Below are 18,881 nucleotides of genomic sequence, written 5' to 3' on the forward strand. Positions count from 1 at the left end.
AGAAATACTGTGGCGAAGAATAAAATATCAATGGCTAGATTTCGATGCTTATAAATGCTTTAAAAACCTCAAAGAACAATTAAATTTAGTGCTGAATAATTTTGGCATTAAATACGACATTAAATTTTAACCATTACTTATCATCTAATGATGAAATTTCTTTATCCGGACTTTTTTTAATTTCATTTTAAAATTACGATATTTGCAGGCTACTTATTTATTAATAGGTTTCATTAACAAATTAAAAATTTAATTAAATGAATAAAAATACAGTATTAGCTTGGGCAACAGGAATTATGATAGTGGTTGGTGTGTCGCTTATAGCATTAGGGGCATTTAGATATAATGATATTGCAGGTTGGGGATTTGCATCTGTAGGTATTGGTTTTTTTGCAATTGCTTGGGTGTTTAATGCTTTAAAAGGAAGGGTTTAGTCATCAATTGACAATTGATAATTAACAATTGATAATTGAAAGTTTAAAGGTGAAAGTCTAAAGTCTCAAGTTCAAACTTAAACTTAAACCAATAAATAAACTAAAAACTTACAGCTTAAAGCTTACAACTTAAGACTCAAAACTCAAAACTCAAAACTCAAAACTCAAAACTCAAAACTCAAAACTAACAACCAACAACTAAAAACTATAACAATGGCAGACGATAAAAAAGTAATATTTTCAATGTCAGGGGTAAGCAAAACTTACCAAGGCGCCAATAAACCTGTGATAAAAAATATTTATTTGAGTTTTTTTTATGGAGCTAAAATTGGAATATTAGGACTAAACGGATCAGGAAAATCAACTCTTTTAAAAATTATAGCAGGTCTTGAAAAAAGTTACCAAGGTGATGTCGTTTTTTTACTAGGATACACGGTAGGATTTTTATCTCAAGAACCACAATTGGACGAAACTAAAACTGTTTTAGATATTGTAAAGGAAGGTGTTGCAGAAACGGTTGCTATTTTAGATGAATACAACAAAATAAACGACATGTTCGGTTTGGAAGAAGTCTATTCTGATGCTGACAAAATGGATAAATTAATGGCGCAACAAGCTGTACTTCAAGATAAAATTGATGCAGCCAACGCATGGGAATTAGATACAAAATTAGAAATTGCAATGGATGCGCTTCGTACACCAGATGGCGATACACCAATTAAACACCTTTCTGGAGGTGAACGCAGAAGGGTTGCCTTATGCCGCTTATTATTACAAGAGCCAGATGTACTATTATTAGACGAGCCTACAAACCATTTAGATGCTGAATCTGTACATTGGTTAGAGCAGTATTTACTGCAATATAAGGGCACTGTAATTGCTGTTACGCACGACCGTTATTTTCTTGATAATGTGGCCGGCTGGATTTTAGAGCTGGATAGGGGTGAAGGAATTCCATGGAAAGGAAATTATTCCACATGGCTAGAACAAAAAGCAAAAAAATTAGCGCAGGAATCAAAGCAGGCATCCAAACACCAAAAAACATTGGAACGTGAGTTGGAATGGGTGCGGATGGCGCCAAAAGGCCGCCATGCAAAATCAAAAGCGCGTTTGTCGAATTACGACAAGTTAATGAGCCAAGATCAAAATCAATTGGACGAGAAATTGGAAATCTATATTCCTAATGGCCCTCGTTTAGGAACAAATGTGATTGAAGCCAAACAGGTTTCTAAAGCTTTTGGCGACAAATTATTATATGACGACCTTAATTTTAATCTTCCCCAAGCTGGAATTGTTGGTGTAATTGGCCCTAATGGCGCAGGTAAAACAACTATTTTTAAAATGATTATGGGCGAGATTCAGCCTGATAAAGGAGAGTTTATTGTGGGCGAAACCGCTAAAATTGCCTATGTTGACCAAAGCCATTCAAACATTGATTCTGAAAAAACAATTTGGCAAAATTTTGCCGATGAACAGGAACTTGTTTTAATGGGTGGCAGACAGGTAAATTCCAGGGCTTATTTGAGCAGGTTTAATTTCTCCGGAAGTGACCAGAATAAAAAAGTGAGCACTCTTTCGGGCGGTGAAAGAAACAGGTTGCATTTGGCAATGACTTTGCGTGAAGAGGGAAACGTGCTGTTATTGGATGAGCCAACGAACGATTTGGACATCAATACGTTGCGTGCGCTGGAAGAAGGTTTGGAAAATTTTGCCGGTTGCGCGGTAATCATTAGTCACGACCGCTGGTTTTTAGACAGGGTTTGTACGCATATTTTGGCTTTTGAAGGAAATTCAGAAGTTTATTTCTTTGAAGGTTCTTTTACCGATTATGAAGAAAATAAGAAAAAACGATTGGGTGGCGATTTAACTCCAAAACGAATTAAGTTTAAAAAACTGATAAGATAACATACAAAACAGGATCATATCAATTAAAAAACAGTGAGAAAATTTTTGATTTCCCTAGGTTTTTTATGGGTAAAGTAGATCGTCAGAAGCTATTGGTTCAGCCACTCTATTTTTAATGATTAACTTACATAAGCATCAGCTATTAAGAGCGCTTCAGAAATAATTGCCAAACCTTCATCAATTTCTTTTTCATTGATGCACATTGGAGGAGCAATAAAAATATAACCCCAGCGAACGAATGTGTATAAGCCTAATTCTCTTAATTTGGATCCTACTTTGCTCATAACAGTCATTTCAGAAGCATTAGCATTGAAAGGTGCCATTAATTGGTAAGGGTCATGACTTTTCACAACATCTAAACATCCAAGTAAGCCTTTGTTTCTAAAATCACCCATTGATGGATGTTTTTCTCGCATTTCATTAATTCTTTTTTCAAGATAGGCACCCATTTTATTGGTGTTTTCTATTAAATGATCACTTTCATAAATATTAATAACGGCTAAAGAAGCAGCTAAAGCTACAGGATGAGAATTATAAGTCAACCCCAACCATAAAGGCGAGTCGTCAAATTTAGCGGCAAGTTTATCTGAAACCATTAAACAACCTAAGGGAAGGTAAGAAGATGTTAATCCTTTTGCCATGCAAATCATGTCAGGAATAATATCGCTGTGTTCAAATCCAAACCATTTTCCGGTCCGTCCGAAACCACTCATGACTTCATCGGCAACAAAAAGAATTTCATATTTTTCGCACAATGCCTTGATGCCTTTTAAATATCCATTTGGATAATGCAAGCAACCTGAAGAACCGCTTTCTCCTTCAAAAATAAAGGCAGCAATAGTGTGCCCGCCTTCATAACGAATTATTCTTTCCACTGAGTCAAGACTCCATTTTAATCGGGTTTCCTCGTCTTGGTCGCTCAAACCATAAAAATCATAAGTGTCGTCAAGATGGAAAATATTGGGCACTTGTTGCGAATCGCTAAACAGCTTTCTTGGATCGCCACCAGCCGACATACTTGCGTAGGAGGCTCCATGAAATCCACGATATCTTCCAAAAATCTTGTGTTTCCCGGAATATAAGCGCGCGAGTTTTATGGCATTATCTACGGATGAGGCACCACATAAGGTGAAAAAAGCTTTGTTTAAATCGCCCGGGCATATTTCAGCCAGTTTTTTGGATAATTTAGCTCGGATTTCTGTGGTGCAAGTTGGCGTCACATAACTTACTTTTTGCATTTGTTCCACGACTGCATCGGTTATTCTTTGGTCGCCGTGGCCGATATTTACCGACATTAATCCGCTAGAGAAATCAATAATCCTTTTACCGCCAACTTCATATAAATAAACGCCTTCGGCTCTTTCAATTGGAATAGGGTTTACGTTTTTTTGGGCAACCCAAGTAAATAAACTGTATTGTTTACTGTCACTTATTATTTGTTCTTTGCTTAACATGGAAGTAATTATTTTAACGATTTTTATATATATAAATGATGTTTAATAGAACTAACTCATCCAATTGTTTCCGGCTTCAGGATTCCATTTTGTTGTGGTTTTCTTTTCTTTGGTAAAAAACACAATGGAACTTTTTCCTGTAATATCACCGGAACCGAATCTTGATTCATTCCATCCTCCAAAACCGAAAGGTTCTCTAGGCACAGGAACTCCTATATTAACGCCACACATACCAGCCGAAGCATTTTCAGTCACATAATTGGCTAATCCGCCACTTTGAGTGAATACAGAACAGGCATTTCCGTAGGGATTTGCATTTTCGATGGCTAGCGCTTCATCAATGGTATTGACCCGAATGATTGTCAGAACTGGACCAAAAATTTCTTCTTTTGCCACACGCATATCTGCAGTGGCATTATCTATAATGGTAGGGCCTACATAAAAACCGTTTTCTTTTCCCGGAACAACTGTGTTTCTTCCGTCTAAAATGATTTTGGCGCCTTGTTGTTCGGCTTCGGTAATGTAGCCTTCAATTCTTTTTTTGGCTGCTTTCGATATAACGGCACCCAAAGATGTTCCACATTGAATTTTTTGAGCATCACCTATTAATTTGTTAAGAATGGTATCGCAATTTCCAACGGCGATTAGGGTTGCTGCAGCCATGCAACGCTGACCTGCACAACCGCTCATAGAGGCAACAATATTAGAAGATGCCATATCCGGATGTGCATCCGGAAGTAAAATAATATGATTTTTAGCTCCGCCAAGAGCCAAAACTTGTTTCAAATTATGACTGGCTCTTTGGTAAACGATTTTGGCCACTTTAGTTGAACCGACAAAGGTGATTGCTTTAATACCTGGATGGTCGCAAAGATTTTCAACTGTGGATTGCGTTCCGTTTATGACATTAAAAAGTCCGTCAGGAAGACCTGCTTCTTTTAATAATTTTGCTATATATTGGCTGCTGATGGGCACGGCTTCAGATGGCTTCAAAATAAATGCATTGCCTAATGCAATGGCATTTACAATGGTCCAGTGAGGAACCATACTTGGAAAATTAAAAGGAACAATTGAGGCCACAATTCCTATAGGGTTTCTGGTAGAGGAACAATAAACCCCTCGGCTTACTTCCATATTTTCGCCATTTACAAACTGGGGAAGCGCACAGGCAAACTCTGTAAGTTCGATTGCTTTATCAATTTCGGCTTTGGCTTCGCTATGAATTTTGCCATTTTCTCGGTAAATAATTTCGGTAAGTTCATCTTTATTTTCTTCTAATAACTGCTTGTATTTATATAAAACTTGAACACGTTCTTTTAAAGTGACTTTTTGCCATTCCCTTTGTGCTGTTTGTGCAAAATATATGATTTCTTCAAGATCTTCATAAGTAGATTCTGTAAAAGTAGTTAACTCTTTGCCATCAAGAGGTGAAATAACGTGATGAATTTTGTTGGAACTTCCTGGTCTAAACTCCCCATTTACAAAGTTTTTTACTTCATTAAATATCATACTTTAAGTTTTTTTAAGTTTTTCAAATATACAATATATAATAAAAATTCAATAATATTTTTTGAATATGTAAAAAATATTGTTAGATTTACAAAATAGCGTTCATATATTAACATAATTACAATAATAATATTTGTAATAATTAATGTTTTGCATGGATTTTAATACCAGTCTAATCAAATTATTTAATTAACTAAAACCAAACTTAATGAAATCAATTTCGAACATTGTTGGAGCTGCTTTATTGTTTATGGCAGCGCTTTGTTATTTTTTTAATTGGCATGCTTTAGTACCCGCATTTACGGTATTAGGATTGGCAATTATCACCAAAAAAGCGTTAGAACCCTTAATTATTGGTAGTGCTTTAGGTTTTTTGCTTCTGGCTGCAAAAGGAGGGTCTGAAGAATATTTTCCTGAAGGGATAGGAATGATTTTTCCATTAAATATGTATGATGGTTTATTTTCAACTATCTCAAGAGATGCTCATGATCAAGGATTGATTTGGGTTATTTTAGTGTGTATTTTGTATGGGGCTTTTGTTCAGATGTTAGTGGCGTCAGGCGGAATTAAAGCGGTGGGAAAACATTCCGAAAAATATGTAAAAACTAAAAAGCAATCGTTAATTATGACGTATTTTCTTAGTTTTTTCTTCTTTTTAGATGATTATTTAAGCGCATTATCCGTTGGAAACACGATGAGGCCAATTACCGATAAATTTGGTGTTTCAAGAGAAAAATTAGCTTTGGTACTGACTTTTGTATGCGTACCGCTAACAGTAATAATTCCAATTTCTACCTGGACTATTTTCTATGGAGCGCAATTGGTATCAATTGATGGAGGTCTTTTGGATGGTGCCGGAAACGCAATAACAAATCCTATTGAAGCATTTTTATATACCATTCCTTATAATTTTTCAGCTTGGATTTCTATTATTTTAGGCGCTTTAGTTGTTTTTCAGTTTATCCCAGATTTTAAAACTATTAAAGATGCTGAAGCCAATGTGAAATTGGTTGAAGTTAAAATTGAAAAAGTTAAGAATAACCCAAGTAAAATGGGAAAATTATCTTACTTTTTGTTGCCTTTATTAGTTTTGATTTTTTGTACCATTTTTCCGTATCCTTTTGATACCGAATATTGGGGTAAATTATCATTTTCTACCGAGGTTATTTTTGGAAGTATTGATGCGTTAAGAGGTGTTGCAACTGCGGTTGTGTTTACCTATTTATATTTTCTGTTATTTCAAGCAATTAAATTCAATAAAATCTCAGCCAATTTTGTTAAAGGTTTAGAAACAATCACTTTTGTATTGGCAGTTTTAGGTTTTACATATTTATTGAAAGATGTTCAAAATGCCTTAGGATTTAACGAACTTGTAGTCGAAAAATTACAAGGAATCAGTTGGCTGAACGGATCAACGTTACCATTCATCGTTTTTGCCTTAGTCTCTTGGATTTGTTGGGCAACAGGTTCTAACTGGGGAATATATGCCATTTTAGTGCCAACTGTAGCCTTATTATCAAACTCTTTGGGTGCAGATTTCTGGCTTTCGCAAGGTGCATTGGCATCGGGAACTGTTTGGGGCGCTGCGGCTTGTTTCTTTTCGGATAATAGAGTCCTTACAGCTCAGTCATGTAAAACTGATATGATGAAACATGGTATTTCTCAAATGCCTTATCAAGTACTGATATTTGTGGTATCGTCATTGGTATATCTTTTATTTGGATTTATGTTATAATAATTAGCAGTTTTAATGATTTATAATTTTTTTTTAGACAATCAATTCCTAATAAGAACTGCATCTTCTGGAGATGCAGTTCAAATGGAATTTGTTCAAGCCCAATGCTATTCTACATTGCATGAATCAGAGATACTTGATAGAAATCATTTTTTGAATCATATTAAAGTATTTCCGGAGGGCCAAATTGTCATTGAAAAAGAGGGAAAAATTATCGCGTCTGCAAGCACTTTTAGATGTAATTTTCCAGAACATGACAGTACGTTTTTGGAAGAAACTGACAATTTATGGATTACCAATGTTCAAATTCCAGATGGAGATTGGATGTATGGAATAGATATGGGCGTATTGCCAGAATATAGAGGACTGGGGCTTTCAACAGAAATGTATAAAGCCCGCACTGAAGTGTGCAGAAAGCTTGGATTAAAAGGTCAAATAATTGCCGGGATGACCATTGGTTACGGTAAATTAAAAGATAAAATGACCATTGAGGAATATTGTGAGGCTTTGATAAATAATAAACTTACAGACCCAACCATTACGCCACAAAGAAAGGCAGGGTTTCGATGGATTAGACCTTTGTATGATTATATTAACGATCCAGAAGCAGGATTTGCAAGTATATTAATGTACCTGCCGGTTGATGAAAACTACAGCATATAGGTAATTTTAAGAACAAATCAGAAAAATAATTTAAAATAAAAATTGATATAAATTAATTAGAAAATGGAAAATCAAATAAAAAAAGTATCAGAAATTCCTGGACCAATAAGCAGAGAAATGTTAGCAAGAAGAGCTGTCGCTTTGCCTGCCGGTTTAGGAAAATCTACCGAAGTAGTTGTCGAAAAAGCTGAAGGTGCTTTGGTATGGGATGTAGATGGCAATCAATTAATAGATTTTGCCGGCGGAATTGGAATGGTAAATTTGGGGCATAGACCAAAAAGTGTTGTCGATGCCATCAAAGATCAAATGGATAAATATTTGCATACAGGGGCATTGGTAACTACTTTTGAACCTTATCTAGAATTTGCGGAATTGCTTAATAAAATTATGCCGGGTGATTTTCCTAAAAAGACATTATTGGCCAGTTCGGGGTCTGAGGCTGTTGAGAATGCTGTTCAAATCGCAAGATATTTTACAAAAAGACCTGCTGTAATATGTTTTGAAGGGGCATATCACGGCAGAACCCTGCTCACTTTAAGTTTAACCAGTAAATATGCGTTGTTTAAAAGAGGATTTGGCAGTTATGCTCAAGATATCTATCGTTTTCATTCTCCAAATGTATATCGAAAACCTGATAGCATGACTGAAGATGAATACATAGATTTTTGTATCGAGCGTTTCGACCAAAATTTAATTTCACATGTAGATCCTTCGTCAGTTGCCGCAATCATAATTGAACCAGTTCAAGGAGAGGGAGGTTTTATTCCTGTGCCAAAACGTTTCTTGGAGAAAATCAGAAAAGTTTGTGATGAACACGGTATCGTTTTTATTGCAGATGAAGTTCAGGCTGGAGCAGGAAGAACAGGAAAATTTCTTTCAATAGAGCATAGTGGAGTAATTCCTGATATCGTAACTATGGCAAAATCAATTGGTTCTGGATTGCCAATTAGTGCCGTGACCGGAAGAGCAGAAATTATGGATGCACCACATTTGGGCGGAGTGGGAGGAACCTATAGTGGAAGTCCCATAGCTGTGGTTGCTGCACTTGAAACCGTTAAACAAATAAACACTCCTGAGTTTTTGGGTAGAGCAACTCATGTTGGTAATATTATTGCCAATCGTTTAACAACTATGAAAAACAAATTTTCATGCATTGGAGATGTTCGCGGATTGGGAGCAATGCTGGTAGTTGAATTTGTAAAAGACAGAAAAACCAAAGAACCTGATATGGATTTTGCGATGGCAGTTATCAAAAAATCAGTGGCAAATGGTTTAATATTGATACGAGCAGGTTTATACACCAATTGTATTCGGTTTTTACCACCTATCGTAATTACAGATGAACAACTAAACGAAGGAATGGACGTGATTGAAAACGCAATTCAAGAAGTATTAAAAGAAAGAGCATAACACTAAATGAATTTCAAATTCGTATATAATGCCCAAATAATTACCATGGATGAAGCCATTCCTAAGGCAGATTCAATGGTAATTAATCAATTTGGAAAAATTGAAGCCATTGGAACAGAAATCACATTACGAAATCAATTTGGATCATTTTCTGAAGAAGTGAATTTTAAAGGGAAAACCATCGTTCCTGGTTTGAATGATTCGCATATGCATGTTTGGAAAATAGGGCATCTTCGAACGTACATGTTAGATGTCCGCGGCGTAAAATCTATTGCCGAATTTCAACAGATGCTCTTTGATTTTGCCGAAAAAAATCCCACTTCAAAATGGATTTTAGCTCGAGGTGTCAATGAAATGGTATTGAAAGAAAAGCGATTGCCTACCAAGGAAGATTTAGATGCAATTATTGCTGACAGACCGGTTTTTGTTATCAGAACGTGTGCGCATATTGGAATTGCAAATTCAAAAGCCATCGAAATTTCGAATGTAAATGAAGCCACCGAAGTTCCTTTTGGCGGAGAAATTCGTAAAAATCAAGACGGAAGTTTACAAGGTATTTTTACCGAAAGAGCTTTAGGGCTGATTATGAATAATATTCCTCAATTTACATTTGAAGAATACAAAAATATGATTCTTGAAGCCCACAATTATTTGTTGAGCTTAGGAATTACTAGTGCTACTGATCCTGCCGCGAATGAAGAATTGCTTGCTGCTTACATAAAATTAGACGAAGAAGGTTTGTTGAAAGTTCGGATGAATGTTTTTCCGCTCAGAATTCCTGATGGAAGTGATGAAATTCAGGTATTGCCGGAAAAATATGAATCGGATTTTTTGCAAATAAAAACGGTGAAGTTTTTTTCTGATGGAGGTTTGAGTTCGGCTACGGCCGCTTTGAATGTTCCTTATAAAAATACGGATGGTTACAAAGGGGTTTTGAGGTTGGATTATGACAAATTTTTTCAAACTGCCAAAGAAGCTGTTGATAGCGGATTTTCGGTTGCGACCCATGCCATTGGGCATAAAGCAATTGACCTGACTTTGAAAGTGTATCGTGAATTATTCAAAATAAACAACACATTAAAACATAGAATAGAACACGTTGGGTTTTTATCCGATGAAAATATAAAAGATTTTAAGCAGATGAATATGACTGCCGCAATGCAACCCATCTTCATTTATGAATTGGCCAATAATTTTAAAAATACTTTAAACGATGACTTATTGGAAGTCGTTTATCCGTGTAAAACCGTTTTGGATAACGGAATCAACTTGGCATTATCTACTGATGGACCGGTAGTGAAAGAAATAAATCCGTGGGTTAATATGGAAACCGCGGTAACAAGAAAAGCGATGGATGGTTTTGTTATTGGCGAAAACCAAAAAATCACTTTGCGGCAAGCTTTAAAAGCTTATACAGTGGGAAGTGCAATTGCCGATAATTTAGAAAATATAAAAGGAAGTCTTTCCAAAGGAAAATACGCCGATTTTATCATATTAGATAAAAACCCGTTTGATTTAAAAGATGTTTCGAGTGTACAAACAACTGAAACATGGGTAAATGGAAAATTGAGTTATAAACGAAGAGAATAATTCAAGTTTTAAACTTGTAAAGAATTGTTATAACTCATAAACTTAAAAAAATAAAAAATGACAAATTTAAACGATGAATTAGATTATCAAATATTGAAACTCCTTCAAAAAGATGGAAGAATGTCATTTACTGAAATTTCAAAAGAAATTAAAGTTGCAGTTAGCACCATTCGTCACCGTTATATCAATTTGGTAGAAGAAGGAACCTTAAAAATTATAGGAAGAGTTGACCCCGACAAAATTGGATTCAATGCTTATGCCAGTATCATGATTTCAGTCAAACCAAAATTGCATTTGGATACTATTTTCGAAGAGTTAATAAAATTGCCTGAAGTAAGTTTTCTCGCTTTAACTTCAGGCGATTGTGATATTGAAGCTAACGTAATGTGCAGGGATATGACTCATCTCAATGAACTTTTAAGAACAAAAATTCATGTATTGGAAGGTGTTTTTGATACTAAAACAAATATGTACATGAAAATTTACAAAATTTCACAACCCGATTTAGAATTAGCGAAATTATCAAGAAAATAAAATGAACAATACAGATAAATTATACGAAAGAAGAAAAAAAAGCGTGCCGAATGCTTTGGGGATTTTCAACCCCTCGAGCATTCAATCTGCCAAAGGGGCCATAATTATTGATGCTGACGGAAAAGAATTGATAGATTTTGCAGGTGGAATAGGCGTGAATAATGCTGGTCACGGAGTGTCAGAAATTATTGAAGCCATTCAAAAACAAGCTGAAAAGTTCATTCATGCCTCATTCAATGTTTCTGTCTATGAACAATATCTGGATTTAACCGAAAAATTGTGCGAGTTATTGCCACACGGCGATTCTACAAAAGCGATGCTAACTTTATCAGGTGCAGAATCGGTAGAAAATGCCATTAAAATTGCCCGTGCCGTAACAGGAAAAGCAGGAATTATTTGTTATGACGGTTCGTTTCACGGGCGTACGATGATGGCAATGACATTAACATCAAATGTAAAATACAAAGAAGGTGCCGGACCTTATGCCCCTGAAGTGTATCGTTTGGAATTTCCATATTATAAACCGAGGATGAGTGCCAGAATGACTGAAGATGAATTTGATGATTTGATGATTATGAAGTTGCATAAAACTTTTTCGTCTACCGTTTCAATAAGCCAAACCGCTGCAATTATCTTGGAATTGGTACAAGGCGAAGGCGGTTTTACTGTTGCTTCAAAAAAATACGTGCAATATTTGCGAAAATTCTGTACCGAAAATAACATTTTCCTGATTTTTGATGAGGTACAATCAGGGTTTGGCCGCACCGGAAAATGGGCAGCTTTCGAACATTATGGCGTTACTCCGGATTTGTCCACTTGGGCAAAATCAATGGGAGGCGGAATGCCAATTGGTGCCGTTATTGGAAAACAAGAAATTATGGATGCCGTGAAACCTGGACTTATTGGCGGAACCTATTTGGGAAATCCTTTGAGTTGCGTGGCTTCATTGGCAAGCATCAACTATATGCAAAAAAACAACATCAATGCCGCTGGCGAAAAAGTCGGCAATATTGTCCGAGAGAAATTCAATCAGTTGCAGGCTTTGTATCCGGAAAATATTACTGATGTTCGTGGATTGGGAGCAATGTTAGCAATCGAGTTTTCCGATCCAAATACAGGACTTCCAGATGGTGAAGCCACAAAAGCCATTGTAAATAAATGTTTGGAGAAAGGGTTGATTATCATCACTTCCGGAACTTCCGGAAATTGTATTAGAATATTAAGCCCTTTATTTATTGAAGACAAAATCTTGGAAAAGGGCTTGACTATTTTGGAAGAAACAATAAAAGAAATACTCTAATGAGAAAACAATATATAAACGGGGAATGGCGCGATGCTATGGATGGCGCGACTTGGGATTTACAAAGTCCAGCTTCGGAAGAAATAATAGATAAAGTTCCTTTCGGGAATGCAGCCGATTGTAAGTCAGCGATTGCTGCCGCGGATGCTTCTTTCAAAGATTGGAAAAACACAACGCCTTATTTTAGAGCTGAAATTCTAAAAAAAGCAGCCAATTATATGCGAGCAAACGTTGAGGCTTTCGCCAAGGAAACTTCTTTGGAAACAGGAAAGCCAATGCTTGAATCTCGTGGCGAATGGCAGGTTTCCGCCAATCTTTTTGAATGGTTTGCCGAGGAAGGAAAACGTAGTTATGGCAGAGTTATTCCGTCAAGCAGAATCGACAAACGGTCGCTGGTTATTTACCAGCCTATAGGCGTTGTTGGAGTGATTACCGCTTGGAATTTCCCTGCGTATAACCCGGCAAGAGCTGTAGCAGCGGCATTGGCTGCTGGCTGTACGGTAGTTATGCGTGGTTCGGAATTCACCCCATTATCTAGTTTTAATTTGGCAAAAGCATTGCACGAAGCTGGGATTCCAAAAGGCGTTTTCAATATGATTAATACAGAGCCAATAAGTTCTGGAGCAGAAATGATTGAAAATCCATTATTGAAAAAAATTAGTTTTACCGGAAGCACCCGCGTTGGAAAAATATTAATGGATGGAGCTTCAAAAACATCCACTAAATTATCGCTTGAATTGGGCGGAAATGCTCCAGTCATTATTGAAAATGACGTGGATGTTAAAGCCATTGCAAAACAAGCATTGGTCGCCAAGTTGAGAAATTGTGGCCAGGTTTGTGTTTCTCCACAACGTTTTTATGTACATAACTCTATTTTTAATCAATTTGTTTCCATCGTAAAAGAGGATATTTCAAAATTGAAAACAGGCATAAATGGTGGCGATATAGATTTTATCGGGCCGCTTATTAATAAAACACAGCAAAAACATTCATTGGCAATGATTGAAAAAGCTAAAACCGAAGGTGCAACGATTCATATTGGGGGCGAAGCTTCGGAGAAAGGTTTTTTTGTTCATCCCGCTTTGATTGAAGCCAGACAAAATCAAACCTTTATTAAAACTGAAATATTTGGGCCTTTAATGATCGTTATTCCTTTCGAAACCAAAGAAGAAGCGCTAGAATGGGCAAATGAGACCGAATATGGATTGGCTTCTTACGTATTTACAAATCATATAAAAATGGCTAATTTCTATGCGGAAAATTTGGAATTTGGAATGGTGGGCATTAACGAATGGGCAGCACACGGAACGGAATTGCCATTTTCGGGATGGAAAAGTAGCGGAATAGGTCATGAATCTGGTTCCGAAGGATTGAAAGAATATTTGGAATTGAAATTAATCAGTTATGGAAATATGGCCTAATTCATTCAAAAACAAAAACAGATGAAAAAAATAATTTTAGGAAAATATACCTTGCAAACGCCTACGTTAGAACACGCAAAACAACAAGCAGAACTACAGGCAATTGTTTTCCCAACATTATCTTGGGAAGAGTTAATTACAGAAGAAAAATATAAAAAGCATTTGGAAATTTTCCCTGAAGGACAGTTTGTGGTTTTAGATGGCGATAGAGTCGTTGCTTCCTGTACAACTTTGCGCCAAAATTATCATAAAGAACATCATACTTTTTTGGAAATTTCAGATAATTTATGGTTAGGAACCCATGACCCAAATGCTGATTGGATTTACGGTCTGGACGTTTCCGTGCATCCTAATTATCAAGGAAGAGGAATAGGCAGGGAAATTTATAATGCACGCCAGGATGTTGCAAGAAAATTGGGGTGCAAAGGACAAATGACTGCAGGAATGCCTATTGGATTTGAAAGAGTAAAAAACCAAATGACCATAGCAGAATATTGCGATAAATTAATAAAAGGCGAAATAATTGATCCAACTGTTACGGCTCAAACCAAATGTGGCTTTATTTTAGTAAAACCATTATTCGATTATTTAGACGATCCTCGAAGCGGTAATTGCTCTGTGTTAATGTATTGGCCTTTGGATTCTAAAACAAAATTAAGTGAAAATCACTAATATTATGATAATCAATTCAATAAATCCATATACTCAGGCTATAATTGCCGAACACGAAGTTTTGACCAATGCGCAATTGACTCAAAAAATAGAAAGAGCTGATAAAGCTTATAAAAGTTGGAGAACAACAACTTTTCAAGAAAGAGCCAATAAAATGAAAAAATTAGCCAATATACTCAGAGCAAAAAAAGAGGAATTAGGCTTTTTGATTACCAGTGAAATGGGTAAAATTCTATCGGAAGGAATTGGGGAAGTGGAAAAATCGGCGGGAAATTGCGATTTCTATGCCGAAAATGCCGAGAAAATGCTGAAAGATGTTTATTATGATACACCTTTTAAAAGTTTGTCGGTTTACGATCCTTCGGGAGCAATTTTTGCTGTGATGCCTTGGAACTATCCATTTTGGCAAGTCTTACGATACGCTGCGCCAGCAATTATGGCAGGAAATGTTACCCTTTTGAAACACGCTTCAAATGTTATAGGCTGTGCCAAAGCCATTGAAAACGCATTTCTGGAAGCTGGTTTTCCAGAAGGTGTTTTTCAACAAGTAACCATTAGTATCAGTCAGGTGGAAACAATAATAGCTTCGGATATTGTTAGTGGAATTACCTTAACAGGTAGTGAAATGGCGGGTTCATCGGTTGCTTCATTGGCTGGGAAACACATCAAAAAATCGGTAATGGAGTTGGGAGGGTCTGATGCTTTTATTGTTTTAGACGATGCAAATATCGAAAAAGCAGCAACAGTAGCCACACAATCCAGAATGCTCAATGCAGGCCAGGCCTGTATTTGTGCCAAACGATTTATCGTCACGGAAAAAGTGGTTGATGAATTTACAAGTGCTTTTGCTCGTAAAATAGCCGAATTGCATCAAGGAAATCCGTTGCAAAATGGAATTAATATGGGGCCACTGGCAAAACTGGAATTTGCAGAAACTTTGAGTTCTCAATTGGAAAAATCTTTGCAACAAGGCGCTAAAATTATCGTGGGAGGTGAGCGTGAAAACTGCAATTTTCAGCCCACTTTAATAGATTTTGTAGATTCGAGTAATATTGCTTTTCAAGAAGAAACTTTTGGCCCTTTGGCAACAATCACAAGAGCTAAAGATGAAATGGATGCGGTTAATATTGCAAACAATCATCGTTATGGATTGGCTTCGGCAATTTGGACTGAAGATCGTGAAAAAGCTTATCGACTTGCAAGAAAAATTGAAGCTGGAAATGTTTTTGTCAATTCTCTAGTTCGCTCCGATTCAAGAATTCCATTCGGTGGCATTAAAAAATCGGGTTATGGAAGAGAATTGTCTGAGATAGGAATCAAAGAATTTATGAATATGAAATCGTTGATTATTGAATAAATAATTTTGACGATTTACTTACCATAAAAAAAATGAAAAAAGTAAATTAATAATAAATAGAGTGTAAATCAATTAATAATCAAATCCAATTTTAAGATGAAAAAAGTAGTAATTATTTTAGCATTCGTGCTAACCTACACATTTACGTTTGCACAAGAAACACCAGTAGTTGCAGCAACCGAAGAACCAACAAGTAAATTTGCTTTAGGAATTGACCTCGTATATCCCTATATGTGGCGTGGTATAAAACTTAACCATAATAAATTAGCTTTCCAACCCTATGCGTCTTATGCCTTTACCGATAAACTTACGTTTGGCGTGTGGGCAACAACCAATTTATCAGATTCAGAAAAAGCTTATAATGAATTTGATTGGTATGTTTCATATCAAGTTACACCAGTTGTATCAGTTTTGCTAAGCGATTATTATTATAATGCAACTAAAAAAAGTGGCGGCACACGAAATAGCTATTTTAAATATGACGCAAATTCTCCTCACGTAATGGACCTTTCAATCTTATTTGATTTTTCAGAAAATGATGTTCCCCTAGAAATCCAATGGAATACTATAATTGTGGGAAATGATTTTGATGCAAATGGCAAAAGGGCTTTTTCATCTTATGCTGAGATAGCATACACTTTTACATTTGAAAATGTCGGAGTTGATTTAAAACCTTTTATTGGAATGGCGGTTATTAATAAAGAAGGTTTTTACGGTTATCATAAAAGTGGAAAAGCAGGGGCTGCATTTACCAATGTTGGCCTAAACTTATCTAAAGAAATTGCCTTTTCTGAAAACTCTATATTACCCGTTTTTGTTCGTTACACCTATAATGAAAATGGAAATGTTAATAACAATGGGGATTTAAAAAATGGTGTCATATCTGGTGGTATGACTTTTACTATTAAATAATAATAAGTAAATTTCTCGTGCTTATTTAAGCCAAATTAATTTCAATTAAAAAAGAGGCTGCCTGAAAATTCTTTCTGGCAGCCTTTTTTACTTTTAAGGGGTTTTGTTATAGGTTTTTCACTTTTGGAAATAAAATATTATTTTCTAAATGGATATGTTGGTACAAATCTTTGGTGAATTCTTCAAGTTTAAAATAAAGTGCCTTAAAAGTATTGCAAGCCCATTCTGGCGGATTAAAATTTGAGCTTAATTCTTGTATTTTTTTAATCATGGTGCCAACTTCTTCATGTTCGTCGTTTATCAAGGAAATGGTTTTTTCGTCAAATTCAAAATTAATGTTATTATCTTTTTCTTTAATGGCTGGAAATAATATGAATTCTTCTTTTCCCATGTGTGAAGTCAATTCACTTGAAATTGAAGAAAAAATTTCGCAATTTCGATGGTTTTTAGTTCGTGCTGACCGTGAACATTGGCAACCTTATCTGCAAATTCATTAATAATGGCTAGATTTTGTCTTATGTAAGTATGGTGCACATAAACAATATAATCTGCCAAAAATTCTGCGCTCCAATCTTTGAAATTTAAATTTGGAGCATCATTTTTCGGTTTGTTATTAAGTAAATCGTTGACTACATCATCAACATCTATGTTTGCTTTTAAACAGGCATTTTCCCTGATTTTTCTCCACCACAACAAAAATCTGATTTGTGTTTTTTAAATACGGAAGCAGTGCTGATATCATCGCTTACAATTTCTGCAATGGTTTTATTCCAAAAATCTGACATATTTAAAAAATTTGTGGCAAAATGATAAGAAAATTAATTAAGGACAAACAAATCTTTTTTTATTTTATCCAAAAACAATCAAAATAATCTGTAATTATATGAAATAATAAACCAATGGCAATTATTCTAGTTTTTGGAAAAACTAATAATATAAAATAAAATGCAATGGCATAATTTGAGTGAAAGGGGTGAAAATTAATACTACATCTGTTAGGGTCAAACAATGGTGTGGCCATCAAATGGTCTAAATCAACAACCATAGTTAGTATAAAAATAATCCATACTTTTTTCCATTGATTCCTAAAAAAAAGATAAGCAATAACTCCAGGAATTATAAAATGCATTCCGTAATGTGTAATAACGCGTAGTAATTCCAAATTAGAATGTTATTTGTTGAGTTTCTAAATAATTTAATGCATTTGGACCTTCATTAAAAATTAAATCGAGAATACTTAAGTTTTGTAAAAATCCTATATTTTCATTAAAAACTTGATAATAGGATGTTAAATTAAAATGTTCTTCAGATTTTGCAACTGCTAATTTTCGTAGATCTAAACAAGCTGATTCTTTGAAAAATTCATCGGTTTTAGAAGATTGAATTTCAAGTTGCAGCGCATCCATTACAAACTCATGAGTTTTCAAATTAAGGTCCAATAAAAAATTAAATTTTTTAGTAAAAACAGGAAGTAAATCATCAACATAATATTCAAAAAAAGGAGCAGAATTATAGGCAGTTATTAAAGATTTTAAGTGTAAGTTATTCCAATCATCTTTATAATCTATTTTTACATCTTTGGTTTTTTGTTTTATGCCTTTAGTGTGTTTAATAGGTACATTTAATTGAAGTTTACCTTGTGCGGTGCCAATATAGCATCTGTTTCTATAGGACTGTTTTTGATAATTATCTTCAAATTCGAATTTAATTTCTTTGCAATTTGCAATAGCAATATATTGTATTATTGGAGAAAAATATGTTGGGTGAAGTAAAACCATTTCAAATGTTAAATAAAACCGACAGTCTCTATTATTTAAGATTAACGATCATCCCTATAAGGAAGTAATTTATTAACCCGTTGTGCATTTAGACAATGTTAATTTTTAAGTTGTTAATATTTCTCTCAAAAATAAACTTGTTAATGTATTGAATAATTGTCAACGAGGTTAATTTAGAAAGTATTCTTGTTTTAAATCCATCAAATG

At 35.1% G+C, this 18,881-nt stretch carries 19 protein-coding genes and 1 pseudogene; 12 read left to right on the forward strand and 8 right to left on the reverse strand.

Features of this window, described 5'->3' with window-relative positions:
* Positions 1 to 257 precede the first annotated feature (257 nt).
* Together Q8S45_RS06110 and ettA are read left to right on the forward strand one after the other, a co-directional pair.
* Entirely contained in the window at positions 258 to 434 is a 177-nt protein-coding gene (locus tag Q8S45_RS06110) for a CAL67264 family membrane protein (protein ID WP_305602345.1), read from the forward strand.
* 213 nt (positions 435 to 647) lie between these two features.
* The gene (ettA, locus tag Q8S45_RS06115; RefSeq protein WP_305602348.1) at positions 648 to 2,339 is read left to right on the forward strand and encodes an energy-dependent translational throttle protein EttA; all 1,692 of its coding nucleotides are present in this window, start codon (positions 648 to 650) and stop codon (positions 2,337 to 2,339) included.
* Between the two features lie 119 nt (positions 2,340 to 2,458).
* On the opposite strand, the gene Q8S45_RS06120 is transcribed toward ettA, so the two are convergent.
* Together Q8S45_RS06120 and Q8S45_RS06125 are read right to left on the reverse strand one after the other, a co-directional pair.
* Positions 2,459 to 3,793 (reverse strand): aspartate aminotransferase family protein, encoded by a 1,335-nt coding sequence (locus Q8S45_RS06120; RefSeq protein ID WP_305602352.1) that lies wholly within the window; start codon positions 3,791 to 3,793, stop codon positions 2,459 to 2,461.
* A gap of 51 nt (positions 3,794 to 3,844) precedes the next feature.
* Positions 3,845 to 5,302: a CoA-acylating methylmalonate-semialdehyde dehydrogenase gene (locus Q8S45_RS06125; RefSeq protein WP_305602355.1), complete on the reverse strand. Its 1,458-nt coding sequence runs from the start codon at positions 5,300 to 5,302 to the stop codon at positions 3,845 to 3,847.
* Between the two features lie 208 nt (positions 5,303 to 5,510).
* On the opposite strand from Q8S45_RS06125, the gene Q8S45_RS06130 reads away from it, so the two are divergent.
* The 10 genes from Q8S45_RS06130 to Q8S45_RS06175 all read left to right on the forward strand — a co-directional run bounded on the left by Q8S45_RS06130 (position 5,511) and on the right by Q8S45_RS06175 (position 16,896).
* Positions 5,511 to 7,037, forward strand: a complete 1,527-nt coding sequence (locus Q8S45_RS06130) for a Na+/H+ antiporter NhaC family protein (RefSeq protein ID WP_305602357.1) — start codon at positions 5,511 to 5,513, stop codon at positions 7,035 to 7,037.
* Between the two features lie 15 nt (positions 7,038 to 7,052).
* Complete coding sequence (locus Q8S45_RS06135) at positions 7,053 to 7,700, forward strand: GNAT family N-acetyltransferase (protein WP_305602367.1); 648 nt, start codon at positions 7,053 to 7,055, stop codon at positions 7,698 to 7,700.
* Positions 7,701 to 7,763: 63 nt separating this feature from the next.
* Complete coding sequence (gene gabT / locus Q8S45_RS06140; RefSeq protein WP_305602370.1) at positions 7,764 to 9,110, forward strand: 4-aminobutyrate--2-oxoglutarate transaminase; 1,347 nt, start codon at positions 7,764 to 7,766, stop codon at positions 9,108 to 9,110.
* Between the two features lie 6 nt (positions 9,111 to 9,116).
* Positions 9,117 to 10,700, forward strand: coding sequence for an amidohydrolase (locus Q8S45_RS06145; protein ID WP_305602374.1), 1,584 nt, complete (start codon positions 9,117 to 9,119; stop codon positions 10,698 to 10,700).
* Between the two features lie 57 nt (positions 10,701 to 10,757).
* On the forward strand, positions 10,758 to 11,234 hold the full coding sequence (locus Q8S45_RS06150; RefSeq protein ID WP_305602377.1) for an Lrp/AsnC family transcriptional regulator: 477 nt from the start codon (positions 10,758 to 10,760) through the stop codon (positions 11,232 to 11,234).
* 55 nt (positions 11,235 to 11,289) lie between these two features.
* Entirely contained in the window at positions 11,290 to 12,534 is a 1,245-nt protein-coding gene (locus Q8S45_RS06155; RefSeq protein WP_305602380.1) for an aspartate aminotransferase family protein, read from the forward strand.
* Positions 12,534 to 13,955, forward strand: coding sequence for an NAD-dependent succinate-semialdehyde dehydrogenase (locus Q8S45_RS06160; protein ID WP_305602383.1), 1,422 nt, complete (start codon positions 12,534 to 12,536; stop codon positions 13,953 to 13,955). Before Q8S45_RS06155 ends, Q8S45_RS06160 begins: the two co-directional genes overlap by 1 nt.
* 21 nt (positions 13,956 to 13,976) lie before the next feature.
* Positions 13,977 to 14,627 (forward strand): GNAT family N-acetyltransferase, encoded by a 651-nt coding sequence (locus Q8S45_RS06165; protein WP_305602386.1) that lies wholly within the window; start codon positions 13,977 to 13,979, stop codon positions 14,625 to 14,627.
* A gap of 4 nt (positions 14,628 to 14,631) precedes the next feature.
* Positions 14,632 to 15,984 (forward strand): NAD-dependent succinate-semialdehyde dehydrogenase, encoded by a 1,353-nt coding sequence (locus Q8S45_RS06170; protein WP_305602389.1) that lies wholly within the window; start codon positions 14,632 to 14,634, stop codon positions 15,982 to 15,984.
* Positions 15,985 to 16,080: 96 nt separating this feature from the next.
* Positions 16,081 to 16,896 carry a TorF family putative porin gene (locus Q8S45_RS06175; RefSeq protein WP_305602392.1) on the forward strand — a complete coding sequence of 272 codons (816 nt, stop codon included), beginning with the start codon at positions 16,081 to 16,083 and terminating at the stop codon, positions 16,894 to 16,896.
* Between the two features lie 106 nt (positions 16,897 to 17,002).
* Here the strand turns inward: Q8S45_RS06175 and Q8S45_RS06180 are convergent, their stop codons facing one another.
* The 6 genes and pseudogenes from Q8S45_RS06180 to Q8S45_RS06205 all read right to left on the reverse strand — a co-directional run.
* On the reverse strand, positions 17,003 to 17,287 hold the full coding sequence (locus Q8S45_RS06180) for a hemerythrin domain-containing protein (protein ID WP_305602395.1): 285 nt from the start codon (positions 17,285 to 17,287) through the stop codon (positions 17,003 to 17,005).
* An 8-nt stretch (positions 17,288 to 17,295) separates the two neighbouring features.
* A complete protein-coding gene (locus Q8S45_RS06185) occupies positions 17,296 to 17,589 on the reverse strand; it encodes a hypothetical protein (protein WP_305602398.1) in 294 nt (97 codons plus the stop codon).
* Positions 17,553 to 17,681 carry a DUF542 domain-containing protein gene (locus Q8S45_RS06190; protein WP_305602401.1) on the reverse strand — a complete coding sequence of 43 codons (129 nt, stop codon included), beginning with the start codon at positions 17,679 to 17,681 and terminating at the stop codon, positions 17,553 to 17,555. The genes Q8S45_RS06185 and Q8S45_RS06190 overlap by 37 nt, the downstream gene beginning before the upstream one ends.
* Positions 17,682 to 17,740: 59 nt before the next feature.
* Entirely contained in the window at positions 17,741 to 18,058 is a 318-nt protein-coding gene (locus Q8S45_RS06195) for a DUF6122 family protein (RefSeq protein ID WP_305602404.1), read from the reverse strand.
* Between the two features lies 1 nt (position 18,059).
* A complete protein-coding gene (locus Q8S45_RS06200; RefSeq protein ID WP_305602407.1) occupies positions 18,060 to 18,674 on the reverse strand; it encodes a WbqC family protein in 615 nt (204 codons plus the stop codon).
* A gap of 88 nt (positions 18,675 to 18,762) precedes the next feature.
* Positions 18,763 to 18,881 (reverse strand): annotated as a pseudogene (locus tag Q8S45_RS06205) (IS982 family transposase); the annotation flags it as partial.

It is taken from the genome of Lutibacter sp., assembly GCF_030692605.1.
Classification (GTDB): domain Bacteria; phylum Bacteroidota; class Bacteroidia; order Flavobacteriales; family Flavobacteriaceae; genus Lutibacter.

Excerpts from the sequence above, each read along its gene's own strand:
- Q8S45_RS06135 (WP_305602367.1), top strand. The coding sequence starts at position 7,053 with ATGATTTATAATTTTTTTTTAGACAATCAATTCCTAATAAGAACTGCA.
- Q8S45_RS06165 (WP_305602386.1), top strand. The coding sequence starts at position 13,977 with ATGAAAAAAATAATTTTAGGAAAATATACCTTGCAAACGCCTACGTTA.
- Q8S45_RS06145 (WP_305602374.1), top strand. The coding sequence starts at position 9,117 with ATGAATTTCAAATTCGTATATAATGCCCAAATAATTACCATGGATGAA.
- Q8S45_RS06130 (WP_305602357.1), top strand. The coding sequence starts at position 5,511 with ATGAAATCAATTTCGAACATTGTTGGAGCTGCTTTATTGTTTATGGCA.
- Q8S45_RS06125 (WP_305602355.1), bottom strand. The coding sequence starts at position 5,302 with ATGATATTTAATGAAGTAAAAAACTTTGTAAATGGGGAGTTTAGACCA.
- Q8S45_RS06175 (WP_305602392.1), top strand. The coding sequence starts at position 16,081 with ATGAAAAAAGTAGTAATTATTTTAGCATTCGTGCTAACCTACACATTT.
- Q8S45_RS06120 (WP_305602352.1), bottom strand. The coding sequence starts at position 3,793 with ATGTTAAGCAAAGAACAAATAATAAGTGACAGTAAACAATACAGTTTA.
- Q8S45_RS06110 (WP_305602345.1), top strand. The coding sequence starts at position 258 with ATGAATAAAAATACAGTATTAGCTTGGGCAACAGGAATTATGATAGTG.
- Q8S45_RS06200 (WP_305602407.1), bottom strand. The coding sequence starts at position 18,674 with ATGGTTTTACTTCACCCAACATATTTTTCTCCAATAATACAATATATT.
- Q8S45_RS06180 (WP_305602395.1), bottom strand. The coding sequence starts at position 17,287 with ATGGGAAAAGAAGAATTCATATTATTTCCAGCCATTAAAGAAAAAGAT.
- Q8S45_RS06160 (WP_305602383.1), top strand. The coding sequence starts at position 12,534 with ATGAGAAAACAATATATAAACGGGGAATGGCGCGATGCTATGGATGGC.
- gabT (WP_305602370.1), top strand. The coding sequence starts at position 7,764 with ATGGAAAATCAAATAAAAAAAGTATCAGAAATTCCTGGACCAATAAGC.
- Q8S45_RS06170 (WP_305602389.1), top strand. The coding sequence starts at position 14,632 with ATGATAATCAATTCAATAAATCCATATACTCAGGCTATAATTGCCGAA.
- Q8S45_RS06190 (WP_305602401.1), bottom strand. The coding sequence starts at position 17,681 with ATGTCAGATTTTTGGAATAAAACCATTGCAGAAATTGTAAGCGATGAT.
- Q8S45_RS06150 (WP_305602377.1), top strand. The coding sequence starts at position 10,758 with ATGACAAATTTAAACGATGAATTAGATTATCAAATATTGAAACTCCTT.
- ettA (WP_305602348.1), top strand. The coding sequence starts at position 648 with ATGGCAGACGATAAAAAAGTAATATTTTCAATGTCAGGGGTAAGCAAA.